The sequence below is a fragment of the Tautonia rosea genome (assembly GCF_012958305.1).
In the GTDB taxonomy this organism is placed as follows: domain Bacteria; phylum Planctomycetota; class Planctomycetia; order Isosphaerales; family Isosphaeraceae; genus Tautonia; species Tautonia rosea.
Genome location: NZ_JABBYO010000004.1, coordinates 184,593 through 205,259 on the forward strand (window position 1 = coordinate 184,593; position 20,667 = coordinate 205,259).

Genomic DNA, 20,667 nt, shown 5'->3' on the forward strand with positions numbered 1-20,667 from the left:
GTTGCGGGGCGGGTGGCCGAGGGGGTCAGGGGCTGACGGCCGACTCGGGGAAATCGGTGGTCGGAATGCCCTTCGACTGGGCCAACGCTCTGATTCCGTTGAGCGACGGCAGCCAGTGTTGCATCCCGTGGCCCCCCGATGAGACCCAATGCAGCTTCCGGTCGCCGCACTGAAAGCGCAGGTTGTGCCGCTTTAGGTCTGCGACCATCACCGCCCCCGTACCCGCCAACGGCAGCGAGATCATGGCCAACCAGAGGATATTCCCCGCCGGCTTCGAGGAGTCGCCGGAGAGCAAGGCCATTAGCGCGAGGACGATCATGAAGAGGCCAAACACGACCATCAAGCCACCGGCCAGGGCCTTGAAGATCGCCAGGGATTTCGAGTAGCTGATCTGTTGGCATTCGGAAATCGGCACATATTCGATCGTATAGGGGAGCGCGACCCCAAATTTCTTCTTCCTGAGGAACACCAGCCGGCGATCGGTCACGCAAGCGACCTGATTCAGGTTCTTCTGGTAGGCGGGTTGCGGCACGAGTTCGGCGACGATCGTCTCACCATCGAGCAGTTCGATCTGGGACATGATTGAGCCCTTCGGCCTCCTCTCGACCCGCGGACGTCCTCGTTCGGTCCTCGAAGCATTCGAGGGGGCAGGCGAGTGAACGAGGAAACGCAGGATCAAACAAAACCAGATGGTTCGGGAACGGGGAGGGGCGACGTTTCTCCGTCATGGTGCTGCATGAGGAACACAGGTCAACGTGCGAATCGCCTTTTGAGGATCGCATCAATTCTTGATTGTGAACCTCGTTTGGCCTGGGTGGCCTTGTGCCTGGCCGAGAGGCGAGGATGGGGATCGCAGACGTGATGTCGAAAAATCAACACATTGAGGGGAATACTCGATCATTGCTTGACATCATTTGTTTGAGGGTGGTAGCGTTGGCGACACCAGGTCGACCTTCGTCCTGGCTCGATGCGTCTGGGCCTCTCCCCTCAATGGTCCTTACAGTGGGATTGAACACGCCCGCCCGATTTTTTCTGGATCGGGGGGGATCTTCGGGTTGAATCCGAGGTGGCGATGAGACTCGGCAGCGACGACGCGAAGACCGATCGCCGGCTGCTCCAGAGGGTGGCCCGGTGGAATGATGACTCGGCCTGGACGCGGTTTGACGACACCTATCGGCCGATGATCCGGCGCTGGGGGCAATCGCTCGGGTTCGAGGGGGACGACCTGGACGAGCTTTGCCAGATGGTCATCCTCCGGTTCCTGCACCGGGCCGAAGGGTTCGATTACGACCCGTCGAAGACCTTTCGGGGTTGGCTCCGAACGGTCTTGCGGAGCCAGGTGGTGGAACTGGTCCGCTCCCGTCGCCAGGGGACCCGCTCTCTGCCCAGTCCCGACGATCTACCCGACGACGGAGCCGATCGCCTGGGAGACGAGTCGACGCCGAGGGACCTGGGCGGCCGGCTGGCCGATCTGGCCGAGTCGGTCCAGGATGCCGTGAAGGAGCGGGTCAGTCCCGAGAACTGGCGGGTTTTCTGGATGATCAGGGTCGAGGGCTCTCCCGTGGCCGAAGCCGCGAGGGCCGTCGGCAAGTCGTATGCGGCTGCCTACCGAAATCAGGAGCGGATTGCCCGGATGCTCAGGGAGGAAGCTCGCGCCCGACTCGGTTCGGCTTCGGCCTCGAACTCGACTGAGCCGGGCTGATCGGCTCCCTTGCCCTTGTCCCTCTGGATCGAGCCTGATGATTGAGTGCCCGAGCCTCGACGATCTGAGGCAGCTCATCTCCGAATCGCTCGACGAGGCAGCCTTCGAGGCGTTGGAGTCGCACCTTGAGCATTGCTCGCTCTGCCAGGAGACGCTGGACCGGGAACTCGTTGCCAAGACCCGGGCCGGAGGGGCCTTCCGTCAGGTCGAGGAGGCGATGCCGGTCCCGGTCCCGGTCTTGCCCGGCTATCGGCTCGTTCGAGAGCTGGGCCGGGGAGGGATGGGGGTCGTCTCGCTGGCAACCCGGGAGGAGGACGGCCGGGCGGTTGCCCTGAAGTATCTCGGCGGTGGGCCGGACGACCGGGCGCGGTGGCGTCGCGAGGCGGAGACGATGCGGCAGATCGACCATCCTGGGGTCGTCCGGCTGCTCGATTCGGCCGAGATCGGCGGGTGGGTCTGCCTGGTCATCGAATACGCACCCGGCGGGAGCCTGGCCGATCGGCTCGACCCGGCCCCTGCTCCCGAAGAGGCGGCGCGGGTGGTCGAGCTGCTCGCCGAGGCGGTCGATCACGTGCATGGGCGCGGCTTCCTGCATCTCGACCTGAAGCCGTCGAACATTTTGCTCGGAGAGCGGCCGGGGCGCTCGATTGCCGAGAGCCGGCCGATGGTCGCCGACTTCGGCCTCGTCCTTGGCTGGGGAGACCCTGAGCTCACCTGGACGATGGCCCCCGGCCCCCGGGGCACCCCGCCGTACATGGCCCCGGAGCAGCTCGCGCCCCGGCCCGAGACGATCGGCCCGGCGGCCGATGTGTACGCGCTGGGGGCGATTCTCTATCGGATGCTTACGGGCAGACCCCCGTTCCTCGGTCGATCAAAGGTAGAGACCTACCACCAACTCCGGGACCGCGACCCGGTCGCCCCCCGGCGCCTCAACCCCGAGGTGCCGAAGGCGCTGGAGACGATCTGCTTGCAGTGCCTTCAGAAATCGCCCGCCAAGCGATACCGGAGCGCCCTGCACCTTGCCGACGACCTGAGGCGATTCCGAGAGGGCCGGCCGATCCTGGCGAAGCCGACCCCTCGGACGGTGCTCGCCGCGAGGTGGTGCCGCCGCCACCGGACGATTGCAGCCTCGGTGGCGGCCTTGCTGGTGCTTGGGGTGGCCTTGTTCGTCGTCCAGGCGGCCCGACTTCGGGCCTTGCGGATCGAGCAGGAACGCAATGATCGTGAGGTCGCCCGACTGGAGGAGAACCTGGAGCTTTTTGCGCAGGTCTTCGAGAATTACCAGGACGTCGCCAACCAGGTTTTCTTCCAGGACTCCTATGATGTTGGGGACTTGCTCGACCAGCTCCTCCCGCTGCGGGACCGACTCCGGGCCGCCCGAGAGGCCGGGACGATCGACGCGGCGAACCTTGTCGCGTTCGGCCAGTTGAACCTGATGATCGTCTATCTCATGCAGCGGAACTCTCTCCCGAAGGAGGTATTCGACCCGGCGCTCGACGACGGCCTGGACGCCCTGCGCGAGGCGATTCGTTACGCTCCGAACGTTGATTACGTTCGGGAGTCACTCATCGAGGCGGAGCTGATGCGATTTCTGGCGGACATCTATCTGATGGATCTCGATCAGGCCGAGGAAGGGGCCTGGGAGGCCCTTGCCATGGTCCGCTCGCTGCCGCCCGAGGTGCTCTGCCGGCCCACCTTTCGCGCGATCGTGGACATGCCCTTCTCGATGGCAACCCGGCACTACGCGCTGGGCGATTGTGGGGCGGCCCTCCGATGGCTCGACGAGGGCCGAAGGATCATTTACGACATCGATCGCTCCGGCCCGCCCGGAGAGTGGCTCGCGGATCCGAGGGTCGCCCGATACCTGGCCACCGTTGCGATGGTTGAGGGGGACATGGACGAGGCTCGGGCCCTGCTCTCGGACATCCCTCGCGGTAAGGGGATCATCGATCCCGCGGTGATGCTCGAAGCGATTGCCATTCGCTGGCTCATCTTCCGCCTCGGGGCCATCGACGACCTGCCGCTGCTGAACGGGGTCACGGACCCGCGCATGGTCGGCTCTCCCACCGCGATGGCCGACCTGATCGTCGATGAGAGTCGGCTGCTGGGCCTGGAGCCCCGGGAGATGTCCCTCGCCGTTCAGAAGGCGGTCGGCTATTTCGTGTACACGCAACGGCAGGAGGGGAATTTCGATCGCGCCCGGAAGACCACGGGCCGCTTCGTGGAGCTGTGCCAGGAACTGATCGCCCGGATGCCCGAGGAGCCGGCCGCCCGCATCCTGCTGGCCGAGGCGTCGATGCAATTCGTCAAAATCGGGCAGGATCAGGATGACCCCCGGGAGATCCGACGGGGCCTGACCCTGGCCATTCGCGCGATTGAGGAGGCGCTGGCCCTCGATCCCGAGAACGAGGACTACCGCGCGACCCTCGCCGAACGCGACCAGCTTCTGAAGGGGCTTTCTGCCGAGGAACCCCGCCAGGCATTCCTGGGGGGTTGATCGAGCGCCCCTGGATCGGGATCCAGACACGCAAGAAGTTGGCAGCATCGCGATTCGAAATGGTTCCGTGACGGAGGGGATCGTCTCGATGCTCACGGTCTGATCGTGAGGAAGAAGCCATCGCGGGCCGATTGAAGCGGAACGACCGGCTGCGCTTGACCGTCCTGAGGACCGGCCGCTAAGATGACGCGATGACAAACGGGGGGAGCCCCTCGTTCGCGTGTTGCGTTGCCGATCCCGAGATCGCCCCGGTTCCGGGGCCGAGCGTGCCGAGCGACCATGAAGACCGAGCCCCAACCTCGCCACCATCACGAGGGCGAGCCGCCCCCCGAGTCGTTGATTCACCACGACGAGCCGACGATGCTCGAACAGTGGATCCGTCGGATGATCCAGAAAGGGCCGGGGTTCTGGGCAGGGGTCGTCTTGATCCTGGCCGGGATCGTGGGTGGACTCTGGATCGCCTATCGCATTGGTGGGCCGAACCAGACGTCCGTGGCGGCCTGGAATGAGCTGGCGTCGATCAGCGTGGCGCCTTCGGTCGCGGCGGCCTTTGGGAGCGATCCCAACGCTGGGCTGCCTGAACGGCTCAAGGGGATTGCCGAAACGCATCCCGACACGGCCGCAGCCCAGTGGGCGCGGTTGCGGGCTGCCTCCCTGTTGCTCAACGAGGGCTCGGCCGAGTTGGCGACCTCGCGGCGGTCGGCCGGGGCGGGCAAGGTGGTCGAGGCCGATGACCTGTTCAACGGCGTGTACCGCGACGCCGGGGAGAACGACACGCTGAAGCGCCTGGCCGCGCTCGGTCGAGCCCGATCGGCCGAGGCCCGGATGGGGCTGAACGCCGACGACACCGACCACGCCAAGCTCGACGACGTGCTGGCGCTGTATGAGTCGGTCATCGAGGAGTTCCCCGAGACCCCCGAGGCCCAGCAGGCCTCGAACACTCTGCGACGGTTGAAGCGGAGCGACAGCATCGCCTTTTACGAGGCGCTTTCGACGTATGAGCCGAGTGCTTCGGCCGGAGCCGCCTCGGGACTGGACCTGCCGGGCCTGAACCTCGCGCCCGGAGCATCGAGCCCGCTGGAAGGGCTGTTCGGCCTTCCTCCCGGAGGCGGAAGCCCCGGTGGCACGATTCCGGGGCTCGAAGGGCTCGACCTGTCTCCCTCGATTGACCTGAGCACGCCCTCAGACGCCCCGGATGCGCCCGATATGCCCGCCCCGGTCGGCCTGCCGGAACTTCCTCCCGCGACGACGGACGAACCGGCCGACGTGCCGGTGATCCCCGCCCCCGAGCCGGCTCCGAGCGAGACCCCGGCCCCTGCCCCAAGCGAGTCGCCGGTTCTGGAGACGCCGCGAGTGCCCGAGAATCCGTTCGGTACGCCGACCCCGGCCCCTGTCGAGCCGGATCCGGCTCCGGAGACTCCGGCACCCGTCGAGCCGGAACCGGCCTCGGAACCCGAGGCTCCGGCTCCGAGTGGGGAATTGCCGGACGAGGTGTTCCCGTCGGGGGGCTCGAACTGAGCTGAGCAACAACGCATCGGAGAGAACCGCCGTTTCCGAGCACGGTGCGAGACTGAATGGCTGCCACCCGAGCACTCGACACCCTGTCCTCGCTTTACGAGCTCGATGAAACGGCCTGGCTCGATCTCATGGCCGACCTGGCTCGTGAGGGCCGGGTTGAGGAGTTCGACCTGGCTCACCTCGCGGAGTTCCTCTCGGACATCGCCCGGCGTGATCGTCGGGAGGTGGAAAGCCGCCTTGTGGTCCTGCTCCTTCATCTGCTGAAGTGGGAATTTCAGCCCGATCGACGCACTCGGAGCTGGCGAGCACCCCTGATTGAACAGCGGCAAGAGCTGAACGCAGTCGCATCAAAGGGCGTGCTCCGTGCTCATGCGGAGGAAACGCTTCCGGCGGTCTACGAACGGGCCGTCGAGCGGGCGGCCGCAGAAACGGGGTTGCCCGTCGATCGTTTCCCGAGCGAGTGCCCGTATCCGCTGGAACAACTGCTTACGATGGTATTGCCCGAGGCTGTTCCGAAAGCCCGGTCCTGAGTGACTCTGGCCGATGAATCGCCTGATTGAATTGCACGACTCGACGCTCGGGGGGCTGGAATGGGTCGGATCCGAGATCGTGGTCCGGTTGCGGCCGGCGTATGTGCATCAATCGGAAGAAAGACCCGGCATGGACCCGGGGACGGGGTGGGTTCAGGCAGTTGACCTGATCATCCGATCGGCGACATTGGAATCGTTGCCGACGCGGTTGCCGACGATCCTGGCGGATGGGGCCTTCTCAATCGACGGTGCGCGATGGGAGAATCAGATCCCGATCCCGCTCGATGTGCGTCAGGCATCGATTGAGTTCTCGGCCGTGACTGAAGCGTCGGAGACGTTGCTGGTTCGGGGCGAGGGGCTCTCGGTTCTTCTCCGAGGCGATCCCCGGTTCGTCGAGCAGCTGCCGTGACGGTCGGCGCGTGACTTTCGTCGCTGATTGGTTCTTCAACTCAACTGGATCTCTCATTTCTTCATCGCCTCTGCCCGAGCGATCGAACGGACCCATCTTGCCATGCCTCGCGAGCGATCGCTGTCAGACGAACCGACCGAGTTCACGATCCGGGCCCGGTCGGAGGCAAAGCGGATTGATCATTATTTGCACAGCCGCTTCCCGGACTATTCGAGGAGCGTCTTTCAGAAGGTGATCGACGCGGGAGCCGTGCTGGTGAACGACCAGGCCGTGAAGGCGTCGTACAAGGTGCAGCTGGGAGACCGGGTGCGGGTCTGGCTGCCGGTGCTCGACCACGACGTGCCGCAGGCGGAAGATATCCCGCTGAAGTTTATTTATGAGGATGACACGATGGCGGTGGTCGACAAGGCGCCGAACATGGTGGTGCATCCGGCGAAGGGGAACTGGTCGGGGACGCTGGTCAACGCGCTTCAGCATCATCTCGATCGGCTGTCGAGTGTCTCGGGTGAGTTGCGGCCGGGGATCGTGCATCGGCTCGACCGGGATACGTCGGGCCTGATCCTCATTGCCAAGGCGGATCGGTCGCATACGCACCTGGCCAAGCAGTTCGAGGACCGGACGATCCGGAAGCAGTATCTGGCGATCGTGTCGGGATCACCAGAACGCGATAGTGATTATATCGACAAGCTGATCGGTCATCATCCGACGCATCGCGAGAAGATGGCGATTCGGAGGCCGGAGGATGGCGGCAAGGTCGCTCGGACGTTTTACAAGGTGCTGGAGCGCTTTCGCGGGTATGCGTTGATTTTGTGTGAGCCGAAAACGGGGCGGACGCATCAGATTCGAGTGCACCTGACGCACATCGGCTGCCCGATCGTGGCGGACAAGCTGTACTCGGGGCGCGACAGGCTGACGATGGGGGACCTGGTCGGCCCCGAGGGGCCGGACGCGGACCGGGTCTTGATCGATCGGCAGGCGTTGCATGCGCATCGACTTTCGCTGATTCATCCGAAAACAGAGGAGCCGATGGAGCTGGTTTCGCCAGTGCCGGAAGACATGCAAACGGTTCTGGACGCGTTACGGGAACATCGGGCGATGGACTGAGTCGCGCGGAGAGGGAGTTCTGGATCGTGGCGACAGTGGCGAGTGGGGGGTATGATCGCCGAATGCTCCTTCCCCTGGGAGGAGGATTGGCCTTGGATACCGCAAACGGGCGCCTAAGGAGCGATTGATCGATGACTCTCCGCAAGAGCAAATGGTTTGCCGCCGTGGTGGCGATGGGGATGGCCGCGACAATGCCGGCTGTCGCCGAAGTCACGCCGAATCCAATCTTCTCGGACGGCATGGTGCTGCAACGAGGCGCCACGGTGCCGATCTGGGGAACGGCCGAACCCGGAGCCGAGGTGACGGTGAGCTTCCGGGATCAGGAGGCGACGGCCACGGCCGGCGACGACGGGAAGTGGATGGCCTATCTGAACGATCTCGACGTGGGAGGCAAGGGGAACACCCTGACGATTGCCAGCGGCGACGATTCGGTGACGATCGACGATGTGCTCGTTGGCGAGGTCTGGGTTTGCTCCGGGCAGTCGAACATGCAGTGGTCGGTGACCCAGAGCGCTGACCCGGAATCGGTGATTGCCGGGTCGGAGGACCCCCTGCTCCGCCTGCTGACGGTGCCTCGGGTGGGAACGGCCGAGCCGCAGGACACAGTCGACATTTCCTGGTCGGCCTCGGGACCGGAGACGATCCCCGGCTTCTCGGCCGTGGCGTATCACTTCGGCAAGATGCTCCGCAAGGAGCTGAATGTACCGGTCGGCTTGATCAGCACGAACTTCGGCGGCACCCCGGCCGAAGCCTGGACCGACAAAGCCGCCCTGGCTGCTCATCCGTACTTGAAGGGCATCCTCGACCGACCGGAGAACGAGCGAGAATCGCACCGGCCGGGCTGGCTCTACAATGCGATGATCCACCCGATCGTCCCCTACGGCATCGCTGGGGCGATCTGGTATCAAGGGGAGTCGAACGCGGGCCGAGCCTTCGAGTATCGGACCCTCTTCCCGGCGATGATCGAGAACTGGCGAGACGCCTTCGGGCAAGGGGACTTCCCGTTCCTGCTCGTGCAGCTGGCTCCATTCAAGAAGATCCGAACCGAGCCCGGCCCGAGTGACTGGGCCGAGCTGCGCGAGGCTCAGCTGCTGGCTACCCAGGTGCTCCGCAACGTGGCAATGGCGGTCATCACCGACGTGGGTGAGGAAGACGACATTCACCCGAAGGCGAAGGAGCCGGTTGGTCAGCGGCTGGCGCTGGCGGCGCTAGCGCTGGAGTATGGGAAGGACATTCCCTACTCCGGGCCGATCCTTCGCTCGGCGAGCTTCGCCAACGGCAAGGCGACCTTGAAATTTGATCATGCGAATGGTGGTCTTGTCGCCAAGGATGGGTCGTTGACCGGGTTCACGATCGCCGGGGAGGATCAGACGTTTGTGAACGCTCAGGCCGAGATCGTGGACGAGGAGACGATCGTTGTGTCGAGCCCCGAGGTTGAGCATCCGGTCGCCGTCCGGTTCGGCTGGGATGATTACCCGGTGGTGAACCTCTGGAACGGCGCGGATCTGCCTGCGACTCCCTTCCGAACCGATTCGTGGCCGGGCGTGACGGTTCCTTGATTCGTGTTACGTGTGAGTTGGTTGATTTGACGAACGCCTCCCCCTCGCTCTCAAGTTTGAGAGAAGAGGGGGAGGTCCACGAATAAATTTGTCCTGAGGTTCTTGGGCTTCGATTCCGCTGAAGTCAAGATGACTCGCCAGGGAGCTGGATCGCGTGCGATCCTTCAGGAGCGATCCAGTTTCAGGATCGTTCGGGCGCGGGCCCGGACCTCGTTGCGTCGTTCCTTCGGAATGCCGAAGTAATTTCCTGTGCGTCTTGGGAACCAGTGGCTGTCAAGGAAGCAGTCCAGGCTCAGCCCCGGAGCGGTGTGGGCCACACGGTTCGGGATGACGACCTCGTACGAGTGGTCGTGGAACCATTGCCAGAGCGATTCCTTCGAATAGCCGAGGCTGTTCTCGGCCTCGGGCATGCTCTCGAAGAGGATCGTGGGACGATTGGCGGAGATGAGCCGATCGCCTCCCCGGAGGACTCCCAGTTCAGCCCCCTCGACGTCGATCTTGATAAAATCAACGGATTCCGATTTGATGAGATGGTCGAGCGTGGTGAGGGGGACCTGAATTTCCTGGAACTCGTGCTGTCGCGCGTGCGAAGGGCGTTGGAGCGAGCTGTATCCCGACTTTTGGGGATGGATAAAGAAGGACGCGGTGCCCTCCGCTTCGCCCAGCGCACACTGGTGGACCGTGATCGTGGGAAAGGTTCGTCGCAGTTGGTCGACCTTTTCCGGAATCGCTTCGATGGCCACGATTGTGGTTGAGGGGCAATAGTGCAGGACTTCCGTGATGATCGACCCGATGTGTGCTCCGACGTCGAGGAAGAGGGTGCCGGGCCTGGCGAATCGGACCATGAGGTACTCGGCCAGCTGGTCGTTGACGAGCGTCTCCACGACTTCCTTGCCATTCAGCACTGCTCCCCCGAGCTTCATCATGGACCGGGTCGAGAGGGCAAGTCTCGCTAGCGACGATCCCAGGATTCGTTGCTTCATTCGATTCTCGAAGTCAAAGGGTGGGCGCCAGCAGCGGCCGTTGAATTGACGATGTGAGCTCAGGCGAAGGGCGCGATCCGCGCGGCTCCTCCGATTCGAGAGGGCAAGACAACTCTACTCGATGATCGCCCCGCAGACGAGAAGGCAGAGCGGCAGGTCTCGTGGGGGCAAAGGGGTCGACCTGGAGGAATCAACGAGCAATTACTTGATGCGCCACCAGGACGAGACGGGCGGATCGGGGTCTGGAAGCGAGGCGAGCAGGTCGCGGCGGAAGCGGGAGGCATCGACGGGGTAACCGGCGGAGGGCTTGAGGCCAGGGACTCGGGCGGCCCAGTAGGCGTTGAAACAGGTCATCCAGTATTCACGGATGAGTTTGCTGAGGATCGAGGCGAGGGAAACGAGGGCGTCGTCGGCGTCGGCGTGGGGAAGAAGATCGAGGGTGAGAGAGCGGGACCGGGTGCTTGCCGCAGCATCCGATCGGATCTGGTATCGGCTGAGGTCGGGGCCTTCGGGGCCGGGGGTGATCGAGACGGAAAAGGGAGGCAGACATGATCGGATCAGATCGGCGTAGAAGTGCCGACCGCCGTGCTTGTCGGATCGGACGAACGTGGGGAGGCCATCAGCCGCCATGTCCCAGGCCCAGCAAAGCAACTCGGCGAACGCGGAAAAGTGCAAAAGGGCCTTGGAGCCGGTGCGGTCGAGTGACTGGTTGAAGCGCGACGGGCCAATCACCACGCTTCGGAGGGAGACGATCCGCCAGGGAGCGGAGGCGAAGGGACGGAGCCGGAGCGTTTCGGCCACGCGAGCAGCGGAGGAAGGATGAGGGACAGGGGAATCGGTGCCGATCGGGAGCCAGGGGAGGAGCTCGCCGTCACGATCGGGATCGACGCCAAGCGTGGTCAGGAGCGATCGAAAATCGCTGGGACGTGGAAGCCCGGCGGCGTCGAGGACAGCGAGGGCGGCGGCGTCGAGCCGATCAAGACCGACCCCGTGACGATAGAGGCGCTTGGAATCGTCGATCCAGAGGCGGGTGTCGCGTGATCCGGATCGGCAGACGGTTGTGGAGCAGTCGAGCCAGGGGTCGGGGCGAGCGATGTCGGGCCCCTCGGCGACGACCGCAGTCATCACCAGGGGGCCGAGGTTGGGGCCGTATCCGGCTTCGTCGATGCCGATCCAGCGCATGGGCAAAGCAGGCTCGATGGATTGAACACCAACAGGAGTGTGTCACTCCCTTTGGTTATGCGGCAGGGGCGGAGGATGGTTCGTCGACGCGAGCAGGCCGGGTGACGGCGGGGAGCTCGCCGTCAGAGTCAGGCTCGGGCGCAGTGGTGGCGGAGTCGGTCGATGCCCAGGACCCGGTGGGGGGGCGGCCCTGGATTTCTCCGGCGAGTGAGGAGTAATCGGCCGCTCCTCGGCTGGACGGGGCGTACTGGAAGATGGACTGGCCGAAGCTGGGGCACTCCGCCAGGCGGATGTTACGGCGAATTCGAGATTTGAAAATTTGAGCGTCTGACCAGGGAGAATGGGCCTGGCGACGGGCCTCGAAGAAGCGTTCGAGGTCGTCGATGACCTCGGCACCGAGACGGGTTCCGGAGTCATACAAGCAGAGGACGACGCCAGAGACGCGCAGGTCGCGGTTGACGCGCTTCGAGACGAGGTGGATCGTTTCCAGAAGTTTGGAAAGCCCGTGCAGGGCGAGGAAGTGCGCCTGCAAGGGGATGAACACCTCTTGCGCGGCACAGAGGGCATTGAGGGTGAGGATGCCGAGCGAGGGGGGGCAGTCCATGAGGACGAAGTCGTAGGGGGCGTCGTCGGCCTCGTCGGCGGCGAGGAGGTCGCGGAGGATGACCTCGCGGCCGACGGTTCCGATCAACTCGACCTCGGCGGCGGCCAAGTCAATATGGCTCCCGCAGATGAATAGGTTGTCGGCGACCTGTCGGCGGACATCCTTCAGGGGGAGTCCCTGGGTCAAAACGTCATAGAGGGACGGGCCCGATCGGCCGGGCATCAGGCCGAGATGTAGGGTGGCATGGGCCTGAGGGTCGAGGTCGAGCACCAAGGTCCGGTGCCCTTCGTGGGCGAGGGCGGCGGCGAGGTTGACGGTCGTGGTCGTCTTGCCCACGCCCCCCTTCTGGTTCAAGACCGCGATCCGGCGCGTCATCGGGTTCCCTCCCTGGTTGCGGATGGTGGGGTCAGTTCGCGATCGTGTTCGCGTTCACGTCGGAAATTGATCGAACTCGGTTCCGTCCGTCTCCTTTGGAACAATGCGCAGTCACGCAACGCCCCAGGGTTCCGGGGAGTTTAACCGGACCAGCCCCGGGCGCGAACCCGAGAACCGGGATGCGGCCGGGGCCAGGCTCGAATTTGTGCCGAAGGGGCTTTTGGTGCCGATCGAGCCGCCGAGCGGGTTGGTTCAAGCCGATTCAAGAATGCTCAGCGAGGTCTCGGTCACGATGTTTTTGACGCGGCCGCGGAAGGTGTGCATGTGAGGGGCGTCGAGGTGGGCCTTGAGGTGGTCCAGGCTTTCCCACTTCTCGACGACGGTGACGACATCAGGGCGGAAGGGGATCTGCGCGGCAATGTCGGTTTTGGCATCGACGGCGGTCCCATATTCGATGCAACCGTCTTCGGCTCGGACGGGTTCGAGGATCTTGGTGAATTCGGTGAGCAGGTCGGCGCGTCGTCCGGGGTGGGTGGTGATGGTGGCGATGACATGGATCATGGTGACTCTCCAGGCCTGATGGTGGGGTCTCGTGAGGTCTCGTCAAGAGGCGGGTCAGTCTAACAGGACGAGTGGAGGTCGTCAGCCTTGAAGTCGTTCGGGATTCGGGAGAAGACGATGAATCCGAGCCGATCGAGGTTCATTTGAGTGGAGGTCGAAACCCTGGGGAATCGTTTGCAGCGAGGTGATGATTGACTTTGAGGATGAGATAAACGTTTCTCTCAGAATGAGATACAAGAATTCCCTGTGTCAGGATGAATTTTTTGAGTAGTTCGTGGCGGTGGCGTGTTGACAGTGTGGGAGGATCATGGGAAGTTAAACCTCGTTCGAACAGACTGGCAAAGAGAACACCTTTTATGAATCTCAACGCGCCATTCTGTTTGATGAACCTGAATGGTTTCACCATTCTGTTCTGTTCAACCTCTCTCTCAGTGCATCCCTCTCCCGGTGCACCTTGCCTCCTCTAAAACGCATTGGCGAACTTGCTTCGGCATGCGTTTGCATGAATGACTGCTCCCGGCCATCATGTGACTTGAAGTTGCGTGATCGTTCATGCCATGACGTGCCTTCGTCAATTCCCTTCCTTGCACGGAGCAATTCCAGATGGAACACCATCGACCGCATCCCTTGATTCACCCCGATCGACGACGTGGTTTCACGTTGATCGAACTGCTGGTGGTGATCGCCATTATTGGTGTTTTGATCGCGTTGTTGTTGCCTGCGGTCCAGAGTGCTCGAGAAGCCGCGCGACGGGCTCAGTGCACGAATAACATGAAGCAGATTGGGCTGGCGATTCACAACTACGAGAGCGCCAACGGCTCGATGCCTCCGGTGAAGCTGGCCTCGGGAAGCTGCAACGCACCGAACCGAGTGCCGGGCTTTCCAAACGGCTCGGTCTTGAACACGACCGGCTTCACGATGATCCTGAACTTCCTCGAACAGCAGCCGCTGCACGATGCCTACAACTTTGGTCAGGCGTCGAGCAATGCGGCCTGGCGGAATGGTAACACGAACCTGATCGGGAGCCACTGGGTGAACACGACGGTGGTGGGCTCGCTGGTTGCGACCTACGCGTGCCCGTCGGATGATCCGCCCGAACGGTTCAATCAGGATATGAATGGCACCGGTCCGTATGCCATGGCCGAGGCCATGCGCAGCAATTACGTGATGATGTCGAGCCGGTTCACCGAGTATGATTGCCCGGCCTTCGCCGCGCCGGTGAAGCGAGACCAGGGGATGTTCTTCACGGATCTGGCGGTGAAGTTCAGCGAGGTTCGCGATGGTCTGAGTAACACGGTGATGATCGGCGAGTCGCCGCAGATCAAGTGGAGCTGGAACACGACCCGGTACTTCGGTCCCTTCTGGGGAGCCGGGGCTCACACGTCGACTCACGGCACGGTCTACCCGCCGACGCATACCTGGGTCTGGTCGAGCACCCCGAACGCCCCGTGGCGAGACAACCGTTTCCCACCCAACGATCAGCGTTTGATCTACGCCTGGCGGATCGGAAGCTATCACCCGGGCGGTGCGAACATGACCTTTGGTGACGGCAGCGTCCGGTTCATCAAGGACACGATCAACCCGTTTGTCTGGTGGTCGTTGCAGACGATTCAGGGTGGTGAAGTCGTTTCGGCGGACCAATTCTGAGTTTCTCATCACGTTCTGGCCGGTCTGTGTTCGTTGGGCCGACCGGCCAGAGCGGATGTTGCTTGTTGATCAATGCAGTATTCTCTGCGTTCTTTGGATCTACCTTCAATGACGATCAGGATGCTTTTCTCGGTGGCGGTCGTTTCGGCCCTGTTGATCTCGACGGGGTGCGGCTCCGGCCCGAAGCTCGTTCCGGTTTCCGGCATTGTGACCCTCAACGGCGAACCGCTGGAGGGGGCGGAACTGACGTTCGTTCCTGATCCCGGCAATGCGGAGATGACTCCTGGAGGGGACCAGACCGGACCGAACGGCAATTACAAAGCGATGTACAATTTCCGATCCGGGCTTGCTCCCGGGAAGTACACGGTGCTGATCAGCAAGAAAACAGGCACCGGAGAAGGAGCGGAAAATGCTCCTCCGGAGATCATGGGAGACCCAACCATGGCGGCCATGGGGGGCTACATGGAAGAGACCCTTCCAGAAAAATACGCCGATCCGTTGAAGAGCGACTTTAACATCGAGGTGCCTGAAGAAGGCGGGGTGTTCGAGTTCGATGTCAAGGGTGATTCGGAATCCTGAACCGTTTGTCGTTACGGATCAGGCCAAGTCACCCAAATAAGCGAAAAAACTGATGTTCCATTGATTTGTCGTGTCACTCTCTTGCCCTTTTAGGAGATGAATCAACACCCATGCGATTCCGAATCTTCACCGCGCTCGGCGCGGTTGCCTTGCTAGTCGGTTGCTCAGGAGAGACCGCAACGACGCCGACCACGTTTGTTCCGGTCAGTGGAACGATTACGGTGGACGGTGAGCCGCTGGTTGGGGCAGTGATCACCTTCTTGCAGACCGACGAGAAGGGGACGACCGCCAACGGAGAGACCGATGAGGAAGGAACGTACACGCTCCAGGCGATGATGCAGAAGGGAATCGCTCCCGGTCGCTATCAGGTTGGGATCAGCTACCTGATGCCCCCCTCGGGCAAGCCGGTCGGGCTGTCGGCGCGGTCGAGTTTGGCCCCGGTGGCCGATCTGGCCGTGGCCGAGGAACTGGTGCCGCCGAGGTACAGCGACCTTGGGCAGACCGAACTGAGTGTGACTGTGCCCGAAGAGGGTGGCACCTTCGACTTCGACCTGAAAGGCCCCCTGCTCGATCCGCCGACGGCCGAGGAATTGGCCGATCCCGCTCCTGAGTCGGGATCTGACGGTGCGGAGGAATCGACCGAGCCGGACTCTCCCGAGGAGGAGCCGACGGTGGACGGCGACACGGCTGAGGGGCCCTGACGGTTTCCTGGAATCATGCTCACCCGAACCGATCGATGGCCGATGGGTCGTCGGTCGGTTTTTTTTTGCGCGGAGGTGGGTCGTATTGAGGAACGGGAGCGTGACACACGCGGCGAAGCATGAAGGAGTGATGAATTGGCGTGGGTCGATCACCGGTCCCTGGTATCGATCGAGGGGTCGTGAGAGAATGTCGCGTCGATGGAGGACCAGGACGAGGCCGATGAGGCCGGAACCAACGTGACCCTCGGTGAGGAAAAGAGGCCGGACATGGGGCAGGATCGCATCGATTTCGCTGCTATGGACGCCCCGGATGCCTTGCTGGCGCCCGAGGCGACGGTTTCGGTCGATGCGGCCGTTTGCTTCCTGGAAGGGCCGGCCGAGGACGATCGGGGAAACCTGTTCTTCAGTGACATTGCCGGAAATCGTTTGCTGCGGCGATCTTCGGATGGTTCGCTGAGCACCCTGCGCGAACCGAGCGGCCGGGCCAACGGCAACACGTTCGATGCTGAGGGGAGGCTCGTAACCTGCGAGGGGACCGAGCAAGGGCTCGACGGCGGGCGTCGGGTCGTTCGCACGGACATGACAACCGGCGCGGTCGAGGTTTTGACCGACCGATTTGAAGGGAAGCGCTACAATAGCCCCAATGACGTGGTCGTCGACCCGCTCGGCCGCATCTGGTTCACCGACCCTTATTACGGTCCGCACCGGGAGATTCTGGAGCAAGGGGCCGAGGCAGTGTACCGGATCGACCCCGACGGCGCGGTGACTCGGGTGCTGTCACAGCCGGAGATCGAGCGGCCGAACGGCCTGGCGATCTCGCCCGATGCTCGGACTCTGTACGTGGTCGATTCGCACAGTCGACCAGGCGGGAACCGGAAGATCTGGGCGTTCGACGTGGAGGATGACGGATTGCTGGGGAACCGACGCCTGGTGGTCAATTTCGGTCGGGGACGTGGTGGAGACGGCATCCGGCTCGACTCTCAAGGGCATCTCTGGGTGGCTGCCGGTGTGGCGAGGCCGCGCAACGAGGGCGAAAGCGACGAGGTTCCACCGGGAGTTTACGTGTTCGGACCCGATGGCGACCCGATTGGGCGGATCCCGATTGCCGAGGACCTGGTGACCAACCTGACCTTTGGAGGCCCACAGCGAACGACTCTGTACGTTACGGCTGGCAAGACGGTCTATCGGGTTCCGGTGGCGGTGGAAGGGTATCGGCTGTGGCCGGGAGGAACCTGATCGCTCGCGATGAGATGCCTGGGTGTCCTGGGACCGCATCGAGTTGAAACGAAACGAGAAGAAGCGATCGAGTCCGCTGGCCTCGGGTCGAGACGGATTCACCAGGCCGCCCCAACGGATTGTCGTCGGCTGATCACAACATGCTGAATTGGGCCAATCGGTGCCCAGGCGATGGTGGAAGAGAATCGTGAATTTTCCGTGGGACGGGAGATCGCGAGCGATCGAGGGCGGGAATCAACCGAAGGGGAGGATTGGGGAGTGAGTGGTGTCATCATCGGGCAATTCCTACTGGGTGTGGTGGGCTTGATCTTCGGGGCGAAATTTCTGGTGCAGGGTGCGGCTCGGCTGGCCGTCACCGTTGGAGTGTCTCCTTTGGTGATTGGCCTGACGGTTGTGGCCTTCGGCACAGGATCGCCGGAGCTGGCCGTGACGTTGCGCGCGGCCTGGTCGGGCGACCCGAGCTTGGCGGACCTGGGGGTTGGGAACGTCGTTGGCAGTAACATTGCGAATGTGTTGGTGGTGCTGGGATTTTCGGCGCTAATCACGCCGCTGGTGGTGCGATCGAGGCTGGTGGGCTGGGACGTGCCGGTGATGATCGTGGCCTCGGTCGCGATCTTGCTGCTGGGTCGAGACGGCCAGTTGAGCCGGAGTGATGGGGCGATCCTCTTCTCGGGGATCCTGTTGTACACGGTTGCCTCGATCTACCACGGTCGTTGGGTAACGGCCCGAGAGCGGGCTGCCTCAGGAGGAGTGGGAGAGGTGCCGGATCGACCGGCGACAGGGCCGGGGCAGATTGCCTTGCAGTTTTTCTGGATCGTCTTCGGCCTGACGATTCTGGTGATCGGGGCCGACCTGCTGGTGCAGGCGGCAACGGCGATTGCCAAGGGCCTAGGAGTGAGCGAGCTGATCATCGGCCTGACAGTGGTTGCCATCGGTACGTCGTTACCCGAAATGGCCACGTCGCTCATCGCCGCGCTGAAGGGTGAGCGGGAGATGGCACTCGGAAATGCAGTGGGGAGTAATATCTTTAACATTTTTGCGGTGCTTGGCCTTGCAAGTCTGGTCGCGCCGGATGGGGTTTCGGTGTCTCGTGCGGCCTTGAATTTTGACATTCCGGTGATGATTGCCGTGGCGGTGAGCTGCTTGCCGGTGGTCTTTACGGGAGCCCGGATTGCCCGTCGAGAGGGGTTGCTGTTCCTCGGGTATTACGTTGCGTATCTGGCATACTTGTACTTGAAGCAGGGTCAGCATTCGTTGTTGGAAGAATTCAGCACGGTGATGCTGCTGTTCGTGTTGCCCCTGACGGTGCTGGCACTCGGGGTATCGGTGGTCTCTGCCGTGCGGTCGGGACGGACGACACACGCGATCCGGTCGAAGAAGTAGGGAAGTCGGATTGGAGCAAACGGGATTTGGCCGCTGAGGTTCTCGGAATTGAAGGGAGTCAACCGTTTGGGGAGGCTCAAGTCTCACCAAGGGTGGGACCGATGGAGGATGAGGAGGGATTGTCTGGTCTGGGGCGGCTCGAAGGAGGGGGCAGGATTCCAATGGTCGCAAACGGATGGCAGGGTGGCGGGGCCGAAGTGCAACTGATCCAGGTCGAGCCGGGAGGCTGCTCGGGGATGAACCCGAACCCCTGGGAGTGTGGCGCGGCCATGATCGTGGTGGTGGACGGGGTCGGCCGAGTGTTGACCGGCGACGTCTGGCTTGAAGTTGGACCAGGCGATCGAATCGCTCTTGAGCCAGGCGCCCCCATTGCCGTGAGGGCTGGAATGACCGGGCCGGTGGTGGCGGTGCTCGTCGGCTGGAAGGTCATGTCGACTCGGGCGGCCTGAGCACGGATGCGTTCAGGGGGAGACGGTCGAGCGGTGTCGATCAGCGTGGGGGAGGTGGAGGTGTGCCGGAAGGCGGTGCGTCTCGCCAGCGATCGAGGCGTCGCTGGAGCAGGCGATCGATGAAGCTGTCGTAATCGCGTTGAGAGCGTCGGCGGCGAGGGTCCCAGCGTCGGCCTTTTTCGTGGTTGCACGAGGCGTGGACGAGGGCAAGGTTGTGGGGGTCGTCGGTGCCTCCTCGGCTTCGTGCGCGGATATGTTCGAGCGTCGCCCCTTCGCCGGTGCGGGCGTTGAAGGCGATCGGGCCGTTGCAAATCAGGCATTTGCCGACCCAGAGGTCGCCTCGCCGCTCGAAGGTGGCGTCGGTGCGGGCGACCTGGTCGAACGTTCGGGCGAGGTTCACGACGATCCGGGTCCTCTCCAGTGCTCGGGTGCTCGCGAGACGCCCGACGCGGCAAGCTGTGGCGGCATGCTCTGAAGTGCCGTGCGGACCATGATGTACTCGCTGATATTTTCGAGTGTCAGGAGGCCGATGGGTCGTCCCATGCCATCGACGACCTGAAGGCAAGGGCCTCCCCCTTCTCGGAGCTGAGTGAGGGCGGGAACAAGGGGGGAATCGAGCGCGATGGTACCGAGCGTGGGCTGTACGAAGTCGGCGACGCGGCCTTCGCGCCCGGCCTTGGAGAGGCCATCCATGAGGCTCGACCGGGTGAGAACGCCGATCGGTCGATGGCGATCGTCGTTTTCGACGACAGGAAAGTCTTGCTGCGAGCCGGCCAGTAACAACTCGGCGGCGTGGCCAAGCGAGTCGTCGGGCGAGAGGGTCTGGTAGTCGGTGATCATGGCATCTCGGACATAAGCACCTTGCATGTTCACGCGTTCCTCAACCTGCCGGGCCTCAGCCTCGGCCCCTATCCAGACGAACAGGGCGATCAGCAGCAGGAACGGGTTGGAGATCAGGCCGAGGAAGCCGAAGGCGATGGCCAGCGACTGGCCGATGGTGGCGGCCAGCCGGGTCGCCCGGGCGTAGGGCAGGGTCATGGCCAGCAAGGCCCGCAGGACCCGGCCGCCGTCCATCGGGAAGGCGGGGATCAGGTTGAAAACGACAAGAAAAAGATTGATAAAGGCAAGTGTTCCGAACGGGTCGCTACCCGCATCGAACAGGTTGCCGGTCGGCATGATCTCCGCGAGGTCTTTGCGCGAGAGCAAGAGCCCGCCGATCAGGACGGCGGCAATCACCACGTTGACGGCCGGGCCGGCGAGGGCGACGAGGAGTTCTTGCGAGGGTTTCTCGGGAATGCGCTGGAGCCGGGCGACGCCGCCGATCGGTAGCAAGGTGATGTCGGCCGTTGGCACTCCGAAGCGCCTGGCCATCAGGGCGTGGCCCAGTTCGTGCAGCACGACGCAGCCGAAGACGGCGATGACCATCGCGACTGCCGCCAGCGCCGCCCCGATGTCCTGATCGCTGATTCTGTAGGCCCGCCAGCCGATGAACCCGAGCAGGATCAAGAACGTCCAGTGCACATAGAGCGGGATGCCGGCGAGCTTGCCGAGCTTGATGGACCAGGTCATTCGGATGCGAACTCCTTACGAGACGCGGTGACGGTCCGTCGTCGCGGCCGTCGTGCCGCGATCCGATCGGGTTCGTTGA

At 63.2% G+C, this 20,667-nt stretch carries 20 protein-coding genes; 13 read left to right on the forward strand and 7 right to left on the reverse strand.

The window, feature by feature from the left end; all coding sequences use genetic code 11:
- Nucleotides 1-25: 25 nt before the first annotated feature.
- Nucleotides 26-580, reverse strand: a complete 555-nt coding sequence (locus HG800_RS08365) for a hypothetical protein (protein ID WP_169975743.1) — start codon at nucleotides 578-580, stop codon at nucleotides 26-28.
- Nucleotides 581-1,072: 492 nt separating this feature from the next.
- Between HG800_RS08365 and HG800_RS08370 the strand changes: the two genes are divergently transcribed.
- From HG800_RS08370 to HG800_RS08400, 7 genes are all read left to right on the forward strand, one after another.
- Nucleotides 1,073-1,702, forward strand: a complete 630-nt coding sequence (locus HG800_RS08370; protein WP_169975745.1) for an RNA polymerase sigma factor — start codon at nucleotides 1,073-1,075, stop codon at nucleotides 1,700-1,702.
- Nucleotides 1,703-1,739: 37 nt separating this feature from the next.
- On the forward strand, nucleotides 1,740-4,199 hold the full coding sequence (locus HG800_RS08375) for a serine/threonine-protein kinase (protein WP_169975747.1): 2,460 nt from the start codon (nucleotides 1,740-1,742) through the stop codon (nucleotides 4,197-4,199).
- Nucleotides 4,200-4,478: 279 nt separating this feature from the next.
- A complete protein-coding gene (locus tag HG800_RS08380; protein WP_169975749.1) occupies nucleotides 4,479-5,717 on the forward strand; it encodes a hypothetical protein in 1,239 nt (412 codons plus the stop codon).
- A gap of 56 nt (nucleotides 5,718-5,773) precedes the next feature.
- Nucleotides 5,774-6,247: a DUF29 domain-containing protein gene (locus tag HG800_RS08385; RefSeq protein ID WP_169975751.1), complete on the forward strand. Its 474-nt coding sequence runs from the start codon at nucleotides 5,774-5,776 to the stop codon at nucleotides 6,245-6,247.
- A gap of 13 nt (nucleotides 6,248-6,260) precedes the next feature.
- Nucleotides 6,261-6,656 carry a hypothetical protein gene (locus HG800_RS08390; protein ID WP_169975752.1) on the forward strand — a complete coding sequence of 132 codons (396 nt, stop codon included), beginning with the start codon at nucleotides 6,261-6,263 and terminating at the stop codon, nucleotides 6,654-6,656.
- A 102-nt stretch (nucleotides 6,657-6,758) separates the two neighbouring features.
- Nucleotides 6,759-7,760 (forward strand): RluA family pseudouridine synthase, encoded by a 1,002-nt coding sequence (locus HG800_RS08395; RefSeq protein ID WP_169975754.1) that lies wholly within the window; start codon nucleotides 6,759-6,761, stop codon nucleotides 7,758-7,760.
- 131 nt (nucleotides 7,761-7,891) lie between these two features.
- Nucleotides 7,892-9,319 (forward strand): sialate O-acetylesterase, encoded by a 1,428-nt coding sequence (locus HG800_RS08400; protein ID WP_206352178.1) that lies wholly within the window; start codon nucleotides 7,892-7,894, stop codon nucleotides 9,317-9,319.
- 164 nt (nucleotides 9,320-9,483) lie between these two features.
- On the opposite strand, the gene HG800_RS08405 is transcribed toward HG800_RS08400, so the two are convergent.
- From HG800_RS08405 to HG800_RS08420, 4 genes are all read right to left on the reverse strand, one after another.
- A complete protein-coding gene (locus HG800_RS08405; protein WP_169975756.1) occupies nucleotides 9,484-10,302 on the reverse strand; it encodes an FkbM family methyltransferase in 819 nt (272 codons plus the stop codon).
- A 201-nt stretch (nucleotides 10,303-10,503) separates the two neighbouring features.
- Nucleotides 10,504-11,484, reverse strand: coding sequence for a hypothetical protein (locus HG800_RS08410; protein ID WP_169975758.1), 981 nt, complete (start codon nucleotides 11,482-11,484; stop codon nucleotides 10,504-10,506).
- Nucleotides 11,485-11,539: 55 nt separating this feature from the next.
- Entirely contained in the window at nucleotides 11,540-12,463 is a 924-nt protein-coding gene (locus HG800_RS08415; RefSeq protein WP_169975760.1) for a ParA family protein, read from the reverse strand.
- Nucleotides 12,464-12,715: 252 nt separating this feature from the next.
- Nucleotides 12,716-13,024, reverse strand: a complete 309-nt coding sequence (locus HG800_RS08420) for a putative quinol monooxygenase (protein WP_169975762.1) — start codon at nucleotides 13,022-13,024, stop codon at nucleotides 12,716-12,718.
- Between the two features lie 603 nt (nucleotides 13,025-13,627).
- Between HG800_RS08420 and HG800_RS08425 the strand changes: the two genes are divergently transcribed.
- From HG800_RS08425 to HG800_RS08450, 6 genes are all read left to right on the forward strand, one after another.
- Nucleotides 13,628-14,671 (forward strand): DUF1559 domain-containing protein, encoded by a 1,044-nt coding sequence (locus HG800_RS08425; protein WP_169975764.1) that lies wholly within the window; start codon nucleotides 13,628-13,630, stop codon nucleotides 14,669-14,671.
- A gap of 108 nt (nucleotides 14,672-14,779) precedes the next feature.
- Entirely contained in the window at nucleotides 14,780-15,250 is a 471-nt protein-coding gene (locus HG800_RS08430; protein ID WP_169975767.1) for a carboxypeptidase-like regulatory domain-containing protein, read from the forward strand.
- Between the two features lie 110 nt (nucleotides 15,251-15,360).
- Nucleotides 15,361-15,951 carry a carboxypeptidase-like regulatory domain-containing protein gene (locus HG800_RS08435; protein WP_169975769.1) on the forward strand — a complete coding sequence of 197 codons (591 nt, stop codon included), beginning with the start codon at nucleotides 15,361-15,363 and terminating at the stop codon, nucleotides 15,949-15,951.
- A gap of 198 nt (nucleotides 15,952-16,149) precedes the next feature.
- Nucleotides 16,150-17,187, forward strand: a complete 1,038-nt coding sequence (locus tag HG800_RS08440; protein WP_169975771.1) for an SMP-30/gluconolactonase/LRE family protein — start codon at nucleotides 16,150-16,152, stop codon at nucleotides 17,185-17,187.
- A gap of 258 nt (nucleotides 17,188-17,445) precedes the next feature.
- Nucleotides 17,446-18,570: a calcium/sodium antiporter gene (locus tag HG800_RS08445; RefSeq protein WP_206352179.1), complete on the forward strand. Its 1,125-nt coding sequence runs from the start codon at nucleotides 17,446-17,448 to the stop codon at nucleotides 18,568-18,570.
- A 161-nt stretch (nucleotides 18,571-18,731) separates the two neighbouring features.
- Nucleotides 18,732-19,019: a cupin domain-containing protein gene (locus HG800_RS08450; RefSeq protein ID WP_169975775.1), complete on the forward strand. Its 288-nt coding sequence runs from the start codon at nucleotides 18,732-18,734 to the stop codon at nucleotides 19,017-19,019.
- Nucleotides 19,020-19,059: 40 nt separating this feature from the next.
- Here HG800_RS08450 and HG800_RS08455 read toward each other — a convergent pair whose 3' ends face one another.
- Nucleotides 19,060-19,419, reverse strand: a complete 360-nt coding sequence (locus HG800_RS08455; protein WP_206352180.1) for an HNH endonuclease — start codon at nucleotides 19,417-19,419, stop codon at nucleotides 19,060-19,062.
- Nucleotides 19,416-20,588 (reverse strand): site-2 protease family protein, encoded by a 1,173-nt coding sequence (locus HG800_RS08460; RefSeq protein ID WP_169975777.1) that lies wholly within the window; start codon nucleotides 20,586-20,588, stop codon nucleotides 19,416-19,418. Before HG800_RS08460 ends, HG800_RS08455 begins: the two co-directional genes overlap by 4 nt.
- Nucleotides 20,589-20,667 lie beyond the last annotated feature (79 nt).

Bases quoted from the DNA above. Each gene is read 5' to 3' on its own strand.
- HG800_RS08365 (WP_169975743.1), bottom strand. From the start codon at position 580: ATGTCCCAGATCGAACTGCTCGATGGTGAGACGATCGTCGCCGAACTC.
- HG800_RS08370 (WP_169975745.1), top strand. From the start codon at position 1,073: ATGAGACTCGGCAGCGACGACGCGAAGACCGATCGCCGGCTGCTCCAG.
- HG800_RS08375 (WP_169975747.1), top strand. From the start codon at position 1,740: ATGATTGAGTGCCCGAGCCTCGACGATCTGAGGCAGCTCATCTCCGAA.
- HG800_RS08380 (WP_169975749.1), top strand. From the start codon at position 4,479: ATGAAGACCGAGCCCCAACCTCGCCACCATCACGAGGGCGAGCCGCCC.
- HG800_RS08385 (WP_169975751.1), top strand. From the start codon at position 5,774: ATGGCTGCCACCCGAGCACTCGACACCCTGTCCTCGCTTTACGAGCTC.
- HG800_RS08390 (WP_169975752.1), top strand. From the start codon at position 6,261: ATGAATCGCCTGATTGAATTGCACGACTCGACGCTCGGGGGGCTGGAA.
- HG800_RS08395 (WP_169975754.1), top strand. From the start codon at position 6,759: ATGCCTCGCGAGCGATCGCTGTCAGACGAACCGACCGAGTTCACGATC.
- HG800_RS08400 (WP_206352178.1), top strand. From the start codon at position 7,892: ATGACTCTCCGCAAGAGCAAATGGTTTGCCGCCGTGGTGGCGATGGGG.
- HG800_RS08405 (WP_169975756.1), bottom strand. From the start codon at position 10,302: ATGAAGCAACGAATCCTGGGATCGTCGCTAGCGAGACTTGCCCTCTCG.
- HG800_RS08410 (WP_169975758.1), bottom strand. From the start codon at position 11,484: ATGCGCTGGATCGGCATCGACGAAGCCGGATACGGCCCCAACCTCGGC.
- HG800_RS08415 (WP_169975760.1), bottom strand. From the start codon at position 12,463: ATGACGCGCCGGATCGCGGTCTTGAACCAGAAGGGGGGCGTGGGCAAG.
- HG800_RS08420 (WP_169975762.1), bottom strand. From the start codon at position 13,024: ATGATCCATGTCATCGCCACCATCACCACCCACCCCGGACGACGCGCC.
- HG800_RS08425 (WP_169975764.1), top strand. From the start codon at position 13,628: ATGGAACACCATCGACCGCATCCCTTGATTCACCCCGATCGACGACGT.
- HG800_RS08430 (WP_169975767.1), top strand. From the start codon at position 14,780: ATGACGATCAGGATGCTTTTCTCGGTGGCGGTCGTTTCGGCCCTGTTG.
- HG800_RS08435 (WP_169975769.1), top strand. From the start codon at position 15,361: ATGCGATTCCGAATCTTCACCGCGCTCGGCGCGGTTGCCTTGCTAGTC.
- HG800_RS08440 (WP_169975771.1), top strand. From the start codon at position 16,150: ATGGAGGACCAGGACGAGGCCGATGAGGCCGGAACCAACGTGACCCTC.
- HG800_RS08450 (WP_169975775.1), top strand. From the start codon at position 18,732: ATGGTCGCAAACGGATGGCAGGGTGGCGGGGCCGAAGTGCAACTGATC.
- HG800_RS08460 (WP_169975777.1), bottom strand. From the start codon at position 20,588: ATGACCTGGTCCATCAAGCTCGGCAAGCTCGCCGGCATCCCGCTCTAT.